General features: G+C 57.6%; 14 protein-coding genes. 6 read left to right on the forward strand and 8 right to left on the reverse strand.

Annotation, left to right across the window (positions count from 1 at the left end; translation table 11 throughout):
- Window positions 1-1,036: 1,036 nt before the first annotated feature.
- From Enr13x_RS05025 to Enr13x_RS40030, 3 genes are read right to left on the reverse strand one after another with little or no spacing between them, the layout of a single operon-like run.
- The gene (locus tag Enr13x_RS05025; RefSeq protein WP_145384998.1) at window positions 1,037-1,261 is read right to left on the reverse strand and encodes a DUF4926 domain-containing protein; all 225 of its coding nucleotides are present in this window, start codon (window positions 1,259-1,261) and stop codon (window positions 1,037-1,039) included.
- Window positions 1,262-1,266: 5 nt separating this feature from the next.
- A complete protein-coding gene (locus Enr13x_RS39640) occupies window positions 1,267-1,401 on the reverse strand; it encodes a DUF6883 domain-containing protein (protein WP_390621095.1) in 135 nt (44 codons plus the stop codon).
- 53 nt (window positions 1,402-1,454) lie between these two features.
- Entirely contained in the window at window positions 1,455-2,027 is a 573-nt protein-coding gene (locus tag Enr13x_RS40030) for a DUF7738 domain-containing protein (RefSeq protein WP_449337041.1), read from the reverse strand.
- Between Enr13x_RS40030 and Enr13x_RS05030 the strand changes: the two genes are divergently transcribed.
- Together Enr13x_RS05030 and Enr13x_RS05035 are read left to right on the forward strand one after the other, a co-directional pair.
- Window positions 2,002-2,238 carry a hypothetical protein gene (locus Enr13x_RS05030; RefSeq protein WP_145384999.1) on the forward strand — a complete coding sequence of 79 codons (237 nt, stop codon included), beginning with the start codon at window positions 2,002-2,004 and terminating at the stop codon, window positions 2,236-2,238. The genes Enr13x_RS40030 and Enr13x_RS05030 overlap by 26 nt on opposite strands.
- A 1,528-nt stretch (window positions 2,239-3,766) precedes the next feature.
- Entirely contained in the window at window positions 3,767-4,651 is an 885-nt protein-coding gene (locus tag Enr13x_RS05035; RefSeq protein ID WP_197455796.1) for a reverse transcriptase domain-containing protein, read from the forward strand.
- A gap of 80 nt (window positions 4,652-4,731) precedes the next feature.
- Here the strand turns inward: Enr13x_RS05035 and Enr13x_RS05040 are convergent, their stop codons facing one another.
- The 5 genes from Enr13x_RS05040 to Enr13x_RS05060 all read right to left on the reverse strand — a co-directional run bounded on the left by Enr13x_RS05040 (window position 4,732) and on the right by Enr13x_RS05060 (window position 8,257).
- Complete coding sequence (locus Enr13x_RS05040; RefSeq protein ID WP_145385000.1) at window positions 4,732-5,349, reverse strand: hypothetical protein; 618 nt, start codon at window positions 5,347-5,349, stop codon at window positions 4,732-4,734.
- 778 nt (window positions 5,350-6,127) lie between these two features.
- Window positions 6,128-6,454 carry a hypothetical protein gene (locus Enr13x_RS05045; protein WP_145385001.1) on the reverse strand — a complete coding sequence of 109 codons (327 nt, stop codon included), beginning with the start codon at window positions 6,452-6,454 and terminating at the stop codon, window positions 6,128-6,130.
- Window positions 6,455-6,516: 62 nt separating this feature from the next.
- On the reverse strand, window positions 6,517-6,813 hold the full coding sequence (locus Enr13x_RS05050; RefSeq protein WP_145385002.1) for a hypothetical protein: 297 nt from the start codon (window positions 6,811-6,813) through the stop codon (window positions 6,517-6,519).
- 58 nt (window positions 6,814-6,871) lie between these two features.
- Entirely contained in the window at window positions 6,872-7,486 is a 615-nt protein-coding gene (locus Enr13x_RS05055) for a hypothetical protein (protein ID WP_197455797.1), read from the reverse strand.
- 21 nt (window positions 7,487-7,507) lie between these two features.
- Window positions 7,508-8,257, reverse strand: a complete 750-nt coding sequence (locus Enr13x_RS05060; protein ID WP_145385004.1) for a hypothetical protein — start codon at window positions 8,255-8,257, stop codon at window positions 7,508-7,510.
- A 379-nt stretch (window positions 8,258-8,636) separates the two neighbouring features.
- On the opposite strand from Enr13x_RS05060, the gene Enr13x_RS05065 reads away from it, so the two are divergent.
- The 4 genes from Enr13x_RS05065 to Enr13x_RS05080 all read left to right on the forward strand — a co-directional run bounded on the left by Enr13x_RS05065 (window position 8,637) and on the right by Enr13x_RS05080 (window position 15,350).
- Window positions 8,637-9,182, forward strand: coding sequence for a sigma-70 family RNA polymerase sigma factor (locus tag Enr13x_RS05065; RefSeq protein ID WP_231744099.1), 546 nt, complete (start codon window positions 8,637-8,639; stop codon window positions 9,180-9,182).
- Entirely contained in the window at window positions 9,179-10,825 is a 1,647-nt protein-coding gene (locus Enr13x_RS05070) for a LamG-like jellyroll fold domain-containing protein (protein WP_197455798.1), read from the forward strand. The genes Enr13x_RS05065 and Enr13x_RS05070 overlap by 4 nt, the downstream gene beginning before the upstream one ends.
- Window positions 10,815-13,847, forward strand: coding sequence for a PSD1 and planctomycete cytochrome C domain-containing protein (locus tag Enr13x_RS05075; RefSeq protein ID WP_231744100.1), 3,033 nt, complete (start codon window positions 10,815-10,817; stop codon window positions 13,845-13,847). The genes Enr13x_RS05070 and Enr13x_RS05075 overlap by 11 nt, the downstream gene beginning before the upstream one ends.
- A gap of 96 nt (window positions 13,848-13,943) precedes the next feature.
- Window positions 13,944-15,350, forward strand: coding sequence for a DUF1501 domain-containing protein (locus Enr13x_RS05080; RefSeq protein WP_145385007.1), 1,407 nt, complete (start codon window positions 13,944-13,946; stop codon window positions 15,348-15,350).
- Window positions 15,351-15,383 lie beyond the last annotated feature (33 nt).

Below are 15,383 nucleotides of genomic sequence, written 5' to 3' on the forward strand. Positions count from 1 at the left end.
TGGAAACCTCGAAGACCGACCGAAAAACTGGGGGCGATCGCTGGGAGCAAGTTGTTTTCCCAACCCGCTGAATGCAGGGAGAAGGTAGGAATATTTCGGTTAGAAAAACGGGGAGCTGAAAGACCAGGCACCCGGCAAACACCGCGCTCTCTTTTCCTACCCAAATCTTCCTACCTCCATGTCCAGCCGATGCATCGCCCACGGTTCATCATCAGAACACCCGCTCCGACCCGCGTTGAGGAAGCTGACGAAGACACCAACGCTATCTCTCTCAAGCCCGCGGCACAAGCCGCCGCCTCACGCCGAAGGATTTGCCCCTCAAAGCACCGTCCGCTTCACGAAACACTTGCACGCAATTCATCAGCGTCGCGATGCGAACCGCGTTTCGATCTCATGGGTGCACTTCAAACATCCAAAGGCGCTCGACTCCCAGGGATCGGCGCGTCGTGCGTTCGATCGGATTCGTCTCTTCGTCAAAGAAAACACCCTCGACCACACGACGCGAGTGACGGGGGAGTCATGCGCCGCAGGGTTACTCGATGGGCCACAAGAGGTCAAGACGGCTGTCGCACCCAAACGCTGACGACCTACGGCCAGTGGACTTGAGAATCTGGCGTCAGCCTACGGTTGCCAGTCCCACGCTGGCCTCAGTCCACCGCGACCGCACCTCAACCATCGAATCGGAAAACAATTCGCAGAAAGTGCAACGGCTTGACGCGACGACAGGCTGCAACACCTGCCCCCCTAAACTGCCAAAAAGGCTCCTGACCCTTTTTCTCCTCCAAGCCGCCAAGGAATGGGTTCTAATCTTTGCGGCTTTGCGTGAGCCCCTTCCAGCAAGTACGTCAGCGCACCAGTCAAACCGCCGCAGATCACTTGCCACAAAAAGCACAAGAAGACACAAAAGAAGAAGTGGGCCGTGCAGTCAGGCGTCGGCTAGCAGAGCGAACGGTAGCGATCAGCGGGGACGGGCGAACGACTTGCAAGCAGACGAGAAAACGGACCACCCGTCTCCGTTGCAACCCATGGTTCGCCTCTACGCGGTCTTGCGAGTGTGGAGCAACTCACCAGCCCCGATGGGCCGTACATCGTCGGAACCAACGGTTACCAACGCAATTGTTTGGCCACCACCATCGACGAATTCCACCTCGTATCCCTTGCCGTCCTTGTAGACGTGTACGACGGTACCCACATCACCACGAGTGAGTTTTTCGTGAGGCGGTTCGGCGTCAAGGACAACGAGCGAGTGTTCAGCGATCATGGCAGTCATTCCGGATACGCGGTTACCAGGCGTGGGGGATCATCGTCTTCAACGATCCAGACCGTCAGAACCACACCGGGACGGTGTTCGGAACGTCCGACAGTACCCAACGCTCTGTATTTTACGCCAAAGCGAGTGATTTTGGTGTCAAATGTCGTGCACCTTTACGTCCTCCACTACGGCTCGGTGGGCATCAGGTATGGGCATGCGGTTCTGCTCGATCGAGCTTTGACGGATGGTGCAGCATCAACAAGACGCTTCCAACGGCGCCCCGATCATTACATGACGGGTCGTCCGAATGTCGAAATGAGACTCGAGGTCGAACAGACACACCAATTGTAAATCCTCCCCGATCAGACGACGGTACATCAGCAAATCGGAATTTCGGAAGTCGAGTCGAAAAGTGAATGTCCGAATCGTTTAGGATTTCCAACGGATCACCGATGTGAATCGGAAGACCACCAATCGTAAGCTTCTCGCGGAACGGACCTTTGGTTGTCTGGATGCCATCCGGATCCTCCCCGCACAATTCGATGGAGGTGATCAATGCCGTCTCGTGGTGTTCGAGCATCAACAGACCAAGGTTATCGTACAGGTGTGCCTTTCCGTAATGTCCGAGTACATATGCGAGGCCAATCGATGGGCCGGTCCGATTTGGCCTACCCAAAAAGTCTTGGAACGAGTCGAGCGGGACTGCGCAGGAAAGCGCGCGTCGATTGAGCGTCACCGAGTGTCGGTTGATGACGACTTCGCAAGACTTCGACATTCGATTGGGGTTCTCCCGTAAGCAGAACGACACGCGTCACCTGGCACGAGCGGAAACACTTGAACTCAAAACTGACTCGATCGAGTGCTCAGGTGCACGGCATTGTTCCTCGGATCTCGTCGAGTACTCGGCGGCAGCGTTGAATGCAACCGATGCAAGAGAATACCGCGACGAGAAAGACGAAGCAAATTGTTGTCTGCCAAACGAGTGACACGAAGCTGGCGGACCGATCCAGCGGTGGATAGCCACGAAAAACACGAGAAGACACGAAAAGAGAACGGGCATGGTGGAGCGTGGAGAGGTTGACGGGCGATCCATCGGGACCACAGCACAGGTCCGTCGTGGCTCGGACCAAGTCTCCGATCTGCGTCAGCCAAGGGGCCGTGACGATCCAAAGCAATCAGACGCAACGTGCGGCATCGATCAATCGACCGAAACCGTCCGACGCCGAACGCTCAACGCGGTGTGCACGCGCCTGAAAAGTGCGACGCCCAGACAATCGGCCCAATAAATCCGGCAAGTTAGACTGGTGCCTGGAACTGCCTCGCTGCTTACGAGGAACGTTACACATCACCGAGTCGGGACGGTTGATGCTCCACTTGTTAAAGCTCGCAAGCCCGACTTTGGTGCAGTACGCCCAACATGGGCGTGATCTTGTGGGGTGCAAGTCCCCTGTACTTAGTTCCGGTTCTTTCGAGAGGTTAGTCTACCAAATGAAATTCTAACGAAAGAGAGTACGAGGCGAGGGCAACTGCGGCGAGGCGACAGACCGTGGAGAGGAAGCCTGCGAATGTGTGCGTAAGTGTCGACCTGAACACCGCCGTCGACCACATTCTCGCCGAGACCTGCCAGGCTACGAACAGAAACCTCATACGAGGCCGACGACTCCAGGCCCGTCGCAGAGCGACCCAAGGCGTTCCAGCGGGCTGCTGACTGCGAAGCCGAACCGGAAGAAAGGGCGTAGGTAAATGGGGAGCTTGGGCAGGGACAGATCACGATGCTCCCGCTTGCGGGAGCCCCTTATTTGGGGAGATCTCAGACGCGTACCCGCGAGTAGGGCTTGCCCGAAAGGTGGGGCGGATGCGGTAACGCACTCCGTGCTCTGAGAAGTCAGCAAAAGCCATAGTAGCCACTGGCCGTATTCCAACGGCCTGGCGAAGGGCTGAACGTCATTTTACAAGGAACGAACCACCCGTGACCTCGACGAATCCCGACGCATCGTGTCTTCCCGACACCGCGCATAAACCTCAGTCGAGCCTTGCGGCTTCGGCGGCCACGGAGAAGTCAGCCTTGAACGTTTCTCTATCTTCTCTGATGGAAGCAGTTGTCGACGACGCTAACATTGAGCGCGCTTGGAAGAACGTCAAAGTCAACAAAGGGGCCCCCGGGCCCGATGGCATTACCCTTGACGCATTCTTCGAGACCTTCCGGCACCATTGGCCAGAAGTTCGCCGACAACTCTTGGAAGGAACTTACCGCCCGGGACCCTCCCGGCGTAAGTCGATTCCCAAACCGGATGGCGGCACGCGAGATCTCGGTATTCCAAACGTGATCGATCGCTTGATTCAACAGTCTATCCTGCAAGTCTTGACCCCGATTTTCGATCCCGGATTCTCCGAATCGAGTTTCGGGTTTCGACCCAAACGATCCGCACAGAGCCCTCAGCAATCACTTCGTGAGCGGGGGCTGCAAAGCAGATCCAGCAAACGATTCGCAGCGGTTTCCGCTGGTGCGTGGACATGGACCTTTCGAAGTTCTTCGATCGGGTCCATCACGATGTCTTAATGGCACGCGTGTCTCGTAAAGTCCACGACCGTGTACTCCTGAAGCTGATCGGGCGCTATCTGCGTGCGGGCGTGATGGTCGATGGCATCCTCCAACCTTCCACTGAAGGCACGATGCAAGGCGGCCCATTATCTCCCTTGTTGGCCAACATCTTGTTGGATGATTTTGACAAGGTTCTTGAGCGACGGGGGCTCCGCTTTGTTCGCTACGCCGACGATTTTCTGATCTTCGTAAAATCGGAATGTTCGGCACGCCGTGTTTTCCGCTCGGTGGAACGCTATCTCACTGGGACACTGAAACTAGTCGTCAATCACGACAAAAGTCGTGTCTGCCGAACCGCCGGTGTCGAGTTCCTCGGCTACCAATTCCATGGTTTCGGCGGCCAGATCCGAGTGAGGCCGAAGAGTCTCAAGAAGTTCAAACAACGGGCAAAAGCAATTTTGACCCGCAACCGCGGCATTTCGATGCGTCGGCGGTTTCGGGAACTTCGGCTGTACCTTCGAGGTTGGATCGATTACTTCGTATTAGAGCAACGCAAGAGTCTAACGCTCACTTTGGACAAGTGCCCCAACCCAACTCACTCGGGGCGACGGGTCCGAGCGTGCTACTGGAGCAATTGGCGCTTACCACGCACCCGATTGAAGAAGCTGCAAGCTCTTGGAGGCTCCTACGATGAAGCCTACCCTCCGGCCCATTCGGGCAAGGGGCCTTGGCGTCTCTCAACGACGTCTGGCGTTCACCGAGCCTTATCGAACGCCTGGCTGCAGTCTCAAGGCTTATTCACGCTTGAAGAACGATGGAGCGCGCTTGCTCCGAAACGGCGAACCGCACTGTGCTAGCCTGCCCCGGGCGGACCCGCATGCTAGGTGGTGTGGGAGGGAACCCGGAGCAATCCGGGTCCCTATCCCGATTCCGATTGTTACACCTCTTTCTCTGGCCAATCAAGGAAGCCATCGAGGTCGGGCGGTAATAAATTTTGCTCTCGTGCCACGTTGATGTTCATCGGCTGCAGGTCAGTAAGTTCGGGGAGCGAGAGTCGCGAGACGCCACCGTTTGAATTCAAATACGCGAGGGTCGTTCTCGCGATGAGCCATCGATCAGCAATTTCGCGGAAGTCCGGTGGCCAAGTCGCTCCAAACTGTGCCGCGTAGGTTCGATGTTTCTCGCGATAAATTAGCACAGCAGTATCGGCCCACCAGGCAAAATAGCGCACATGACATCCCGAGTACGGATTGTAGGATTTAATGTCAACCGAACGATGCTGCTCATCTTCTCCAAGAAGATGGATTTTGATCGTAATGTCAATGTGTCGATTGTCTTGTTTGGCCCGCTGCTCGACATAGGCGAGGCGGTGGCCATCCGGATGAACAGCTGCAGCCAGTAGATCGCAGTAGAAACCATCGTTGTCGGTGATGTAGGGATCGCGATTCAGCGACTCGGCCGCCATTCGCACCTGCGATTGATCGGGACTGTCTCCCGCGCACTGACACAGAGTGATCCCGAATCGCGCCGGAGCATCGCGTGTGTCAGATGACATTCTTTTTGATGGTGTAACGGCTGTGGTCACCGCGTCGGCGCGATGGACCAGAACTCAAAAACAAACTCCACTCGCCGACTGCGGTGCACCACTTAGTTCACGCGTCCGGCCTCGACGACGGCTTGAGCCATCGTCGCTCTGTGCCAATGTACTCCATCGGAAGCGCCGAGGGAAATTTCACTCCCCTTGCTGTACCGATTTCTTTTTGGGTTCGGGATGAAGCCCGGAGAGGCTGGCACAATGCTTGCCGGTGGTGTCAGCCACCGGTATCGAAAGTACGAATTTGCTGAGGCCTGGAAGGCCGGCACAATGGGTTTCCCGGTCCACTCCAAACGCGGGCATTGTGTCGGCCCGCTGGGCCTTGAGCATTCCTTTGAATCCACTCCCGGTGGCTGACGCCACCGGCAGACATTCTACCGGCCCTCCGGGCCTGAAAGCCGTCCTCGTATTCAGCAACGCGGTACTCGTACTCCTACTCGAATCGACAGGCATTGGTTTGTCTTCATCAGCCGAGTCGACCGCGCACCTATCGAACCGTGACATCAAATGCGAATCTTAGGAAACAGAGGTCTGGTGAAATCAGATGGGCCGAGTTCAGCCACAACGTTCAGCAGCGTGGCCGACCGATGTTGGTCTGTTTGCCATCCTATCGAGTACGAGTACCGGCTGACGCCGAAGTACGAGTACGATTCAGGAGCGTGAACGGCGGAAATCACGCGGGACGGGCGATCGACTTGCGAGTAGACCAAAATCCGCGACTCCCGTCCTCGCGTGCATTTCATTGTTCCCCGTTCCGAGATTGGTCCGCCAGGTAGCGAAGCCAATTCTGTTTGTCGACGTGGAACGATAGTTCATTGTAGCCCGCACTACGCCAGCCAAGACCATCACGTCCCGTCAGTACGTAGAGAATCCTCGCGCCCATCTCCGCGACAACGCCAGGATGGTCGAGGCATGCGAGACCGTCGTCCACGGTGATTGTCGGATCGGTCTCGCAGTTCTCCATCAACGCATTTGCGGCCATCACCAGTTCTGTTTGATTTTCAGCCCAACAGGTTTGCCGAACAGAGGCTTTGCATTCCACGATAGGTGGGCAGTTAGGATCCATGCTTTGTTCAGGTAGAACACATTGCCAGCAACTCGCCATCGACAAGACAGATTTCGAAACGACTATGGAAGGTTGGATTCGAAGTACCGAGCAACGTGCTCTTTGTCGACATCAAACAAATTGCATTCGAGAGTTCCGTCCAACGCAATGGTGGAGCGAACAAATCGTTTCGCCTCATCGATCGACGCAAACGGGATGTGAGTGCCGCCATCCCCATTGAGAATGCGCGACCAACCGTTGTCGACCTGTTTAAGAACGATCCCGGTGTGTAGTTCGCAAACGACAACGTAGGAGTGCGGGGCATTCATTTGCGTCGGGTAACGGTACCCGTCACCGGGCCGGGAAAGTTGATTGTCCATTTGTGAAAACTCGCAAGCCCGGCTCCGGTGCACGGGATGGTTCCCCGCTTCTCTCCGGTCATCGGAGTCGCGGATGTTTGATTTGCGGGTGCGGAACCAAACGACGCAGATCATTCAAGAGTCGTTTGGCAGGCGCGTTGTCGTCGAAACCATACAGCTTTGCGGAAGGTTGTCCAGAATCTGGATCGATCGCCGGGAGGTAAAAGTTGTGACACTTCCAGCATACAGAAACGTTGAAGATCAAATCGTCGCCACGATAGAAGCGAATCCCGTAAGTCGGCACGTGGCAGAACGCACCATTTGGCTGAAACTCGAGGGCTCGCCAGTCATCGGCAATACGTTTCGCCACCTTCGCGGCGAAGGCCTTGGATGCAAGTGGGCGGACAGAAATCTCGGACAACGGGATTTCCACCGAGCCAGCGGTTCTCGGTGATGCCGGACGGACGAGAAACGTCTCCGATTGCGGGGTTGGTCCACTATTCTCCTCGTCATCCAAAACGGGTAGAGCAAACACCTCGATACGATCAACGACGGGAAGATCTGTCGTGTGAGCAGCCTGAACGAGGCTAGCAAGAGCGTGGTAGCGTGGAACGCTAGCAGTTTCGTCTGCGGCGCATGGACGAACAAAAATTGCAGCGATAAGGACGCAGGTTCGCAGAGTCAGCATCGTCATTTAGTCGGGGAACGTCCGCCGTCACCTGGCACGAGCGGACAATATTGCTTTTAGTAATCCCGTGAACGAGTGCTCCGGTGCACGGCTTGGTTCTGCCTTCCTCGGACCGTACCTTTTGAATGTGTCATACCATTGACCATAATGTTCGTAGTGTCCGGCGAACTCGGGGCTAGGTTGCGGAATCGTTGTGCTTTGGTCCTCAGCATCAGTAACCCAGGTTTCATCAAAAATTCCCATGTACTGAGTATAGAGCGGTGCGTTCTCTGGCGTTGCACCCAAAATCGGGTGCCGTTTGAAGAACCTGTTTGCGACAAGCATCCGTTGGTACTCATGATTCAGAACAGCGGATGCAAATTGGATACGGTCTACCGTTCCGCTTGCGGCTAGTTGGTCGAAAGCTTTGTTTTCGAGCGGATGAAATTCATTGAACAACTCAAATACGAGCATGTACCACTTGTCTCTTCCCGATACGTCTTCCCGTTTGGTGACACGTACTAGCGCGGGCTCGCCAGCAAGTGAGGATTCGTGTTCGGCGAGGCCATTTGTTGGTTCTTTATCATCCCAAACCACACCGTGGCCTGAACGACCAGTTTTGAATCTACGTTCTACCCAGCGGACAACCACGTCGTCATCCGGGAAAATCCCGCGCATCTGCGGACGGTCGCGGAGAACCCTTTCAAGCTGACCGCCTGTGTTCGGGTTGTCTTCGCCAAGCGTGGTTCCGGGTATGCCCAACGCAACAAAGAGCGAAAACGCTATAAGTGTCCTCAAGATTCGCACTCCTTGGCAGAACTTGTTTATTACCTGGTCTCGCCGGCCGGGGGGATTCTCTGCCGCCTTATCCCCGGCTGGATTTTGGATTGGCGGCCTTATCCCCGGGGCGGCGATAAGTCGTCCCCGAATTATTCTGTTTTTTGTCGAGATTGCAACTTGGTGGTGGGTGATGCCCCCTCGGCGGGAGCGAGATGCTCTGTTGCAGGTGTTTGACGCAGCTTGTGGCGGTGGGGTTGGGCGGTCCGGAAAGCCGGGGTGGGCGGTGATGGCGGCAGAACGATTCGGGGCGGAATGATGTCGGCGGGGAAGGCGGGGATTTTTTTTAGATTCTTGTTAACCTGCGGGCCGCGGGCGGCATTTATCTATCATGGAGCCCGTGAACCAACATCGCACCGACGATTCCGCAGATTCCGCCATCGTGGGACTGCTGACCGAATGCCAGCTGCCGCTGCGGTTGTATATCCGCGCACTGCTGCCGGGCGATCCCGCCGCCGGCGATGTGATCCAGCAGGCCAACGCGAAGATCTGGGAAAAACGCGGTGATTTTGAGCCCGGCACCCATTTCAAGGCCTGGGCGATGGCGATCGCGCGGTTCGAAGTGCTGAACCATCGCAAACGCCAAGCCCGTGACGCGCGGCTGCATTTTTCGAGTGAGTTGGAGGAAACCGTCGCCGCCGAGTTGGCGGAGGTCAACGACGATCTGGCCGAGCGGCAAGCGGCGCTCCGCGAGTGCATGCAGTCGCTGAAACCGGCCAGCCGCGAACTGCTGATGCGGCGCTACGCATCGCAGCAACCGTTGGCCGAATTTGCCAGCCAAGTCGGTCGTTCCGTCGGTGGCGTGAAAGTGACGCTGCATCGGTTGAGAACGGCGCTGGCCGAATGTATCGAGCGACGCCTGGTTGCCACGGGAGAGACGGAATGACCCCCGACGAACAATCCACACTGTTCGATGCGTTGTTGGACGGCGACATCAGCGAAGCCGACTTCTTGAGACTGGAAGCCGAACTGAGCGTCGATGCCGAGGTCCGCAAGGCTTACTATCGACGGCTGGAAATGGATCTGCTGCTTGAGGAAGTGGCCGCGGAGGAAGCCCACCGTTTGCCTCCGGTTTCCGAGCCGTTGACGCAACGCACACTCAGCCGCGGGCTGTGGTGGGCCGGACTCCTCACCGCGATCGCGGCGGGATTGATTTTGGTCGTGGCGATGCCGGCCGACCCCGCGGATCAGAATGATCGAAGCGAATTGGCGCAGACGATCCAGAAGAATGAACCCTCGGCCACGGGCTTTGCCGTCTTGAGCGGGCAGTCCGATGCGGTTTGGGAAGGCGAGCCGATCGACAACGGCGGATTATTACCGCAAGGCGAATTGCACCTCGTTTCCGGTCTGGTCCACGTCGAGTTGTTCAGCGGCGTGCAAATGGTGATTCGCGGCGACGCGGTGTTTTCGATCGATTCGCCGATGCAAGTCAGCATGCGAAAAGGCAGCGCGAGGGCCCATGTGCCCGAGCCCGCACACGGGTTTCGTCTGAAAACCGGTGCCGGGGAAGTCGTCGATTTGGGCACCGAGTTCACCGTCGATGTCGATGAGTCGCGTTCGAGCGTGAAAGTGGTCGACGGCGAAGTGGAATTGCGAACGCGTGAAGCCGAGGTGCGGCGTCTACGCGACGGCGAAGGGGTTGAATTGGCTGCCGACGGATCGTTGGCGAAGGAGTCGGCCGACGACATCGCGTTGATCGGACCGGCCGCATTTCAAGACGCCTTGGCCGAACGACAATCTGATCACTTTCGTCGCTGGCAACTCGCCACGGAATTGCTGCGCAATGATCCGCGACTGATGGCGCACTATCTGGTCGACCCGGACCAAGGTTGGTCGCGAAAACTGATCAACCGGGCGTCGGCGGCGGGCCGGGTCAACGGCACCGCAATCGCCGGCGACGGGGCGGTGGTCGCTGCGACACGCACCCAGGATCGCTGGGGGCGAGACGGCGGCGCACTGGATTTCAGTCGGATGGGCAGCCGAGTCCGAGTGGTGGTCCCCGGCGAGCATCGCGGGTTGACGCTGATGTGCTGGGTGAAAATCAACAGTCTGGACCGCTGGTACAATTCACTGTTCCTGACCGACGGCCACGAAGATCGCGAGCCGCATTGGCAGCTCATGAATGACGGCCGATTGTTCTTCTCCGTCAAACCGCCCGAGATCGACCAATTGCCGCCATCGGAACGGGAGCGACAAGTGTTTCACTCTCCGCCGTTCTGGGAGACCTCGATGAGTGGCCAGTGGATCATGCTGGCGACGGTTTACGATGTCGACCAGAAGCTGGTGACCCACTATGTCAACGGAGAGCCGATCAGTCGTGAATCGATCCCGGAGGCGTTGTTGGTCGAGTCGATCAAGATCGGTTCCGCATCCATATGCAATTGGAGCGAACCGATGTACCGCAGCGATGCGACGTTTGTTGTCCGAAATTTGAATGGTTGTGTGGACGAGTTCGCGCTTTTCTCCGGCGCGGTTTCACACGAAGAAATCACTAGTCTCTATCACGTTGGAAACCCGAATGAGCGATAGACCCACCGGAATGAAATCGAACGAGTCGCCACGACGATCGAGTGGCTGGCGGAACTGTTTAAGCCTAGCAGCACGTGGCGTCAGCCCGTGGCGCGTGATGGGCGTTGTCCCGCGTGCCGGTCGCTTACGCTTCCCGCTGGCAGTGGTGGCGGTGGTGTTGCTGGCCGGGATGGCTCGGGCGGACGAATCGGCCGAGGGTGATTGGCCTGCGGATTCGGTGCAGTCGGCCGAGCGCGAATTCACGCTCAAGGTCTTGCCGCTGCTGACGGACAAGTGCCTGGGCTGCCACGGCGGCGACGAAGAGGACATCAAGGGAGAATTCAGCGTGCTCCGCCGCGACGACTTGTTGCGTGGCGGCGAGTCGGAAGAACCGTCCATCGTTCCGGGCCATCCCGACGAGGGCACGTTGATCGAAGCGATCGCCTGGGAAGGGTTGGAGATGCCGCCCAAGGAGAACGATCGATTGAGCGAAGAGCAGGTCGAACTGTTCCGCCGCTGGATTAAAAGCGGTGCACCCTGGCCCGACGAAGAAACCCAGCAGCGTTACCGTGACGAAGAGCGAACCAAGAAAGCCACAAAGGATGGCGTGCTGTTTGCCACAAGCGGCGGCACCAGCCAGCAATGGACCGATCGCCGCTACCAGCCCGAGGATCTGTGGTCTTGGGACAAACTGAAATCCAAGGCGGAGTTGTTGCCCGCAGGCACTCCGAAAGAGCAGGCGATCGATTACTTCGTCGAGCAAAAACTGCAACAAGCAAATCTAAAGGCCTCGCCGCAAGCCGAGCCGCGCGACCTGTTGCGTCGGGCGACACATGATTTGACCGGATTGCCGCCGACACCCGAAGAAGTCGACGCATTCGTCAAAGCGTGGGGCGAAGATCCGGACGCGGCCTGGTCGAGCACGATCGATCGCTTGCTGGCCAGTCCCCGCTACGGCGAGCGTTGGGGACGTCACTGGTTGGACGTCACACGCTACGCCGACACCGGCGGCATGTCGAACGACTACGAACGCTCCAACATGTGGCGCTACCGTGATTACGTGATTCGGGCGTTCAACGAAGACAAACCGTACAACGAATTCATCGTCGAGCAACTCGCTGGCGACGAATTGGCCGACCAATCGGTGCGAGCCCGCAGCGGGGGCGATGAAAACGTCGTCCAAGAAACTCGGCTTAACGGCAACTACACGCCCGAAGAATCCGAGTGGCTGGTGGCGACCGGGTTCCTGCGACTGGGGCCGTGGGACAACGCGATGATCGAGGCCGACGAGGCACGACAGATCTATCTGGACGACCTGGTCAACATCACCGGCCAGACGTTCTTGTCGACCACCATGCGATGCTGCAAGTGCCACGATCATAAGTTCGACCCGATCCCCACGCGAGACTACTACCGCATGTACGCCGCGTTTTCGACGACGCACATGGCTGAACGCGCGGTGCCGCTGTTGGCCGAAGAATCAACGGACGCGTTTGAAAGGGGACGCGAGCACGTTCAACGGATGTTGGACTTTGCGGTTTCCGAAAAGAACAAGCTGGTCGAGAAACGCGAAGCGGCGGCGAGAAAATGGTTCGACGAACACGGTCTGCCCTACAAAAACGAGAACCAGCGAAAGAATCTGCCCGACGAAGAGAAACCGGAACGGCATGTCGGTTTGGATTATGTCGAACAGGGACAGTTGAAGGTTCGCGAGCAAGACGAATGGATCTGGAAGCGTCGCCTGGAACGCTACGAGCCGATGGCGCAAAGCGTTTACAACGCGGCCTATGCGGACATGGCTTGGAACGGTGCCCGCAAGCTGCGGATCGGCAAGCCAAAGAAAGAAACGAAATCAATCGTCAGCCACATTCTGGTCGGCGGAGCATTGACGGCACTCGGGGACCAGGTCCTGCCGGGCGTCTTGAGTGCGGTCGCGTTGCCCGCCAGTCCGACGTTGGACCCGGCAGCGGTCGAGGACCCGTTCCTGCTGACGCCCGAAGTCGACGGACGGCGATTGGGGCTGGCCAAATGGATCGCTCATCCGGACAACGCATTGGCGCTGCGTTCGATCGTCAATCGAATCTGGCAGTACCATTTCGGAGTCGGCTTGGCTGCCAATGCCAATAACTTCGGCGCCAAGGGCGACAAGCCTTCGCACCCGAAATTGCTCGATTATCTGGCTAGCGACTTTGTCGAAAACGGTTGGACGATCAAACGGCTGCATCGCATGATCATGCTGTCGGATGCCTATCGTCGATCCACGGTACCCACGGACAGCGAAACGCTTGCCGAGGTGGACCCGAACAATCGATTGCTTTCGCATTTTCCACGCCGTCGATTGAGTGCCGAGGAGCTGCGAGATTCGGTGTTGGCGATCACCGGCGAACTACGACACTGCGACGGTGGTGTGCCGGTCAAACCGGAGATCAACATGGAAGTGGCGTTGCAGCCGAGAATGATTCAGTTTTCGCTTGCCCCGTCGTACCAACCGTCACGGAAGGCCGACGAGCGCAACCGCCGAACGATCTATGCCTATCACGTCCGCGGGATGGCGGATCCGTTCACGGAATTGTTCAACCAGCCGAACCCGAACGAGTCGTGTGAATTGAGAGAATCCGCATCGGTGACGCCTCAAGTGTTCACGTTGCTCAACAGCGCCATGATGACCGATCGATCGATCGCGTTCGCGCTGCGACTGGAAAAGGAGCGTGACGGATTGCCGGCGCAGATCGATCGGGCGTTTCGTTTGACGTTCGGACGCGCTGCCTCGGACGACGAGCGAACGCAGTTGGCACGCTATGTCAAAGAGATGCGCACGTACCACGAATCGGTCGATCCCGCGCCGGTCGAGTATCCGACCAGTATCACGCGTTCGCTGGTGGAAGAGTTCTCGGGCAAGGTGTTCGAGTACGAAGAGATTTTGCCGGTCTTTGAAGATTACGAGTACGATCGCAAGGCCAGCGACGTGTCGCCACAGACACGGGCGTTGGCGGACATGTGTTTGCTGTTATGGAACACCAATGAGTTCATGTACGTGGAGTGAAGATATGCACACCAGCACGTGGCGTCAGCCAGTGGCGCGTGTGGAACACACCTTCAACACAAACAATACAACTTCATCGCATAGGAAATTAGTCAAATGAATTCATCACTCAATCGTCGCGACGCGTTATTCGGACTCGGTGCCTCTCTGGGGTCGGTCGCCTTTTCGGCGCTGCTTCAAGGCGAAGACGCGGCGCAACCGGCCGCCGGCGGTTCGCCGCTATCGCCCAAGCCTCCGATGATGCCGGCCAAGGCGAAGAACGTCATCATGCTGTTCATGGAAGGCGGGCCGGGCCAAATGGACACGTTTGACCCCAAGCCTGAATTGACACGCTTGCACAAATCTGAATCAAAACTGAAGGCGGGCCAAGAACAAGGGTTCAAGTTCTTTGTCGGCAGCCCGTTCGGGTTCAATCAGGTCGGTGACACCGGCATCGAGATGTGTGACCAGTGGAAATACCTGTCCGATCCCTACGTCGCCAACGAGCTGTGCAACTATCGCGGTTGTCAGGCCGAATCGCTGAACCACCCCGAGGCCCTGTTCCACATGAACACGGGCAGCCGCTTGGGAGGTGATCCCGCGGTCGGTGCTTGGGCGACGTACGGGTTGGGAACGGAAAATCAGAATCTGCCGGGTTATGTGGTGATGACGGAACTGGCGTTGCCCCAGGGCGGTCCGACGAACTGGAGCAACGGTTTTTTGCCGCCGTATTACCAGGGCACACGTCTGCGTCCGGAAGGTTCGCCGATTTTGGATCTGACGCCGCAGGACTTCAAGTCGCGTGAACACCAACGGCGTGCGCTCGACGAATTGGCGCGTCTGAACAAGGCCCACCTGGATTCCTTGGGTGCGGCGGATCAAAAACTGAGCGCCCGCATGCAGAGCTACGAGCTGGCGTTCCGCATGCAGACCGAAGTTCCGGGCGTGATCGATTTGGCCAAAGAGTCCCAGGACACGATCTCAATGTACGGCATGGACGATCCGGAGACCGAAACGTTCGGACGGCAATGTCTGATGGCGAGGCGGTTGGTCGAAAGCGGCGTTCGATTCGTCCAGATCTTCAGCGGCGGTTGGGACAGCCACGATTATTTGGAACGCGGTCACTCATCCAGAATCAAGAGCGTCGACAAGCCGATGGCGGCTCTGATTCGTGATCTGAAACAACGCGGCATGTTGGAAGACACGTTGGTGATCTGGACGGGCGAGTTTGGTCGCACGCCGGACAACAACAAACGGGGCGGCGTTTACTCACTCGGCCGCGGCCACAACAACATGGCGATGACGATGCTGATGGCCGGTGGCGGAGTGAAGCCGGGCGTGGTCGGTGCAACGGACGAGCTCGGTTCGTCGGCCGTCGAGTGTGTGCACCCGATTCGCGATTTCCACGTGACGCTGTTGAAGCTGCTGGGATTGGACGACAACAAGCTGACGTATTTCCACGGCGGCCGTTTCAAACAGCTCAGCCAATTCGGCGGCGAAGTGATCAACGAGCTGATCGCCTGACAAAAGGACGCAAAGACGGTTCATTCGATTGGC

This window comes from Stieleria neptunia (genome assembly GCF_007754155.1).
Lineage (GTDB): Bacteria > Planctomycetota > Planctomycetia > Pirellulales > Pirellulaceae > Stieleria > Stieleria neptunia.

What these genes read in the sequence shown, in the direction of transcription:
- Enr13x_RS05055 (WP_197455797.1), bottom strand. Translation starts at nt 7,486, where the DNA reads ATGACGATGCTGACTCTGCGAACCTGCGTCCTTATCGCTGCAATTTTT.
- Enr13x_RS05040 (WP_145385000.1), bottom strand. Translation starts at nt 5,349, where the DNA reads ATGTCATCTGACACACGCGATGCTCCGGCGCGATTCGGGATCACTCTG.
- Enr13x_RS05030 (WP_145384999.1), top strand. Translation starts at nt 2,002, where the DNA reads ATGACGACTTCGCAAGACTTCGACATTCGATTGGGGTTCTCCCGTAAG.
- Enr13x_RS05070 (WP_197455798.1), top strand. Translation starts at nt 9,179, where the DNA reads ATGACCCCCGACGAACAATCCACACTGTTCGATGCGTTGTTGGACGGC.
- Enr13x_RS05025 (WP_145384998.1), bottom strand. Translation starts at nt 1,261, where the DNA reads ATGATCGCTGAACACTCGCTCGTTGTCCTTGACGCCGAACCGCCTCAC.
- Enr13x_RS40030 (WP_449337041.1), bottom strand. Translation starts at nt 2,027, where the DNA reads ATGTCGAAGTCTTGCGAAGTCGTCATCAACCGACACTCGGTGACGCTC.
- Enr13x_RS05050 (WP_145385002.1), bottom strand. Translation starts at nt 6,813, where the DNA reads ATGGACAATCAACTTTCCCGGCCCGGTGACGGGTACCGTTACCCGACG.
- Enr13x_RS05080 (WP_145385007.1), top strand. Translation starts at nt 13,944, where the DNA reads ATGAATTCATCACTCAATCGTCGCGACGCGTTATTCGGACTCGGTGCC.
- Enr13x_RS05045 (WP_145385001.1), bottom strand. Translation starts at nt 6,454, where the DNA reads ATGGATCCTAACTGCCCACCTATCGTGGAATGCAAAGCCTCTGTTCGG.
- Enr13x_RS05075 (WP_231744100.1), top strand. Translation starts at nt 10,815, where the DNA reads ATGAGCGATAGACCCACCGGAATGAAATCGAACGAGTCGCCACGACGA.
- Enr13x_RS05035 (WP_197455796.1), top strand. Translation starts at nt 3,767, where the DNA reads ATGGACCTTTCGAAGTTCTTCGATCGGGTCCATCACGATGTCTTAATG.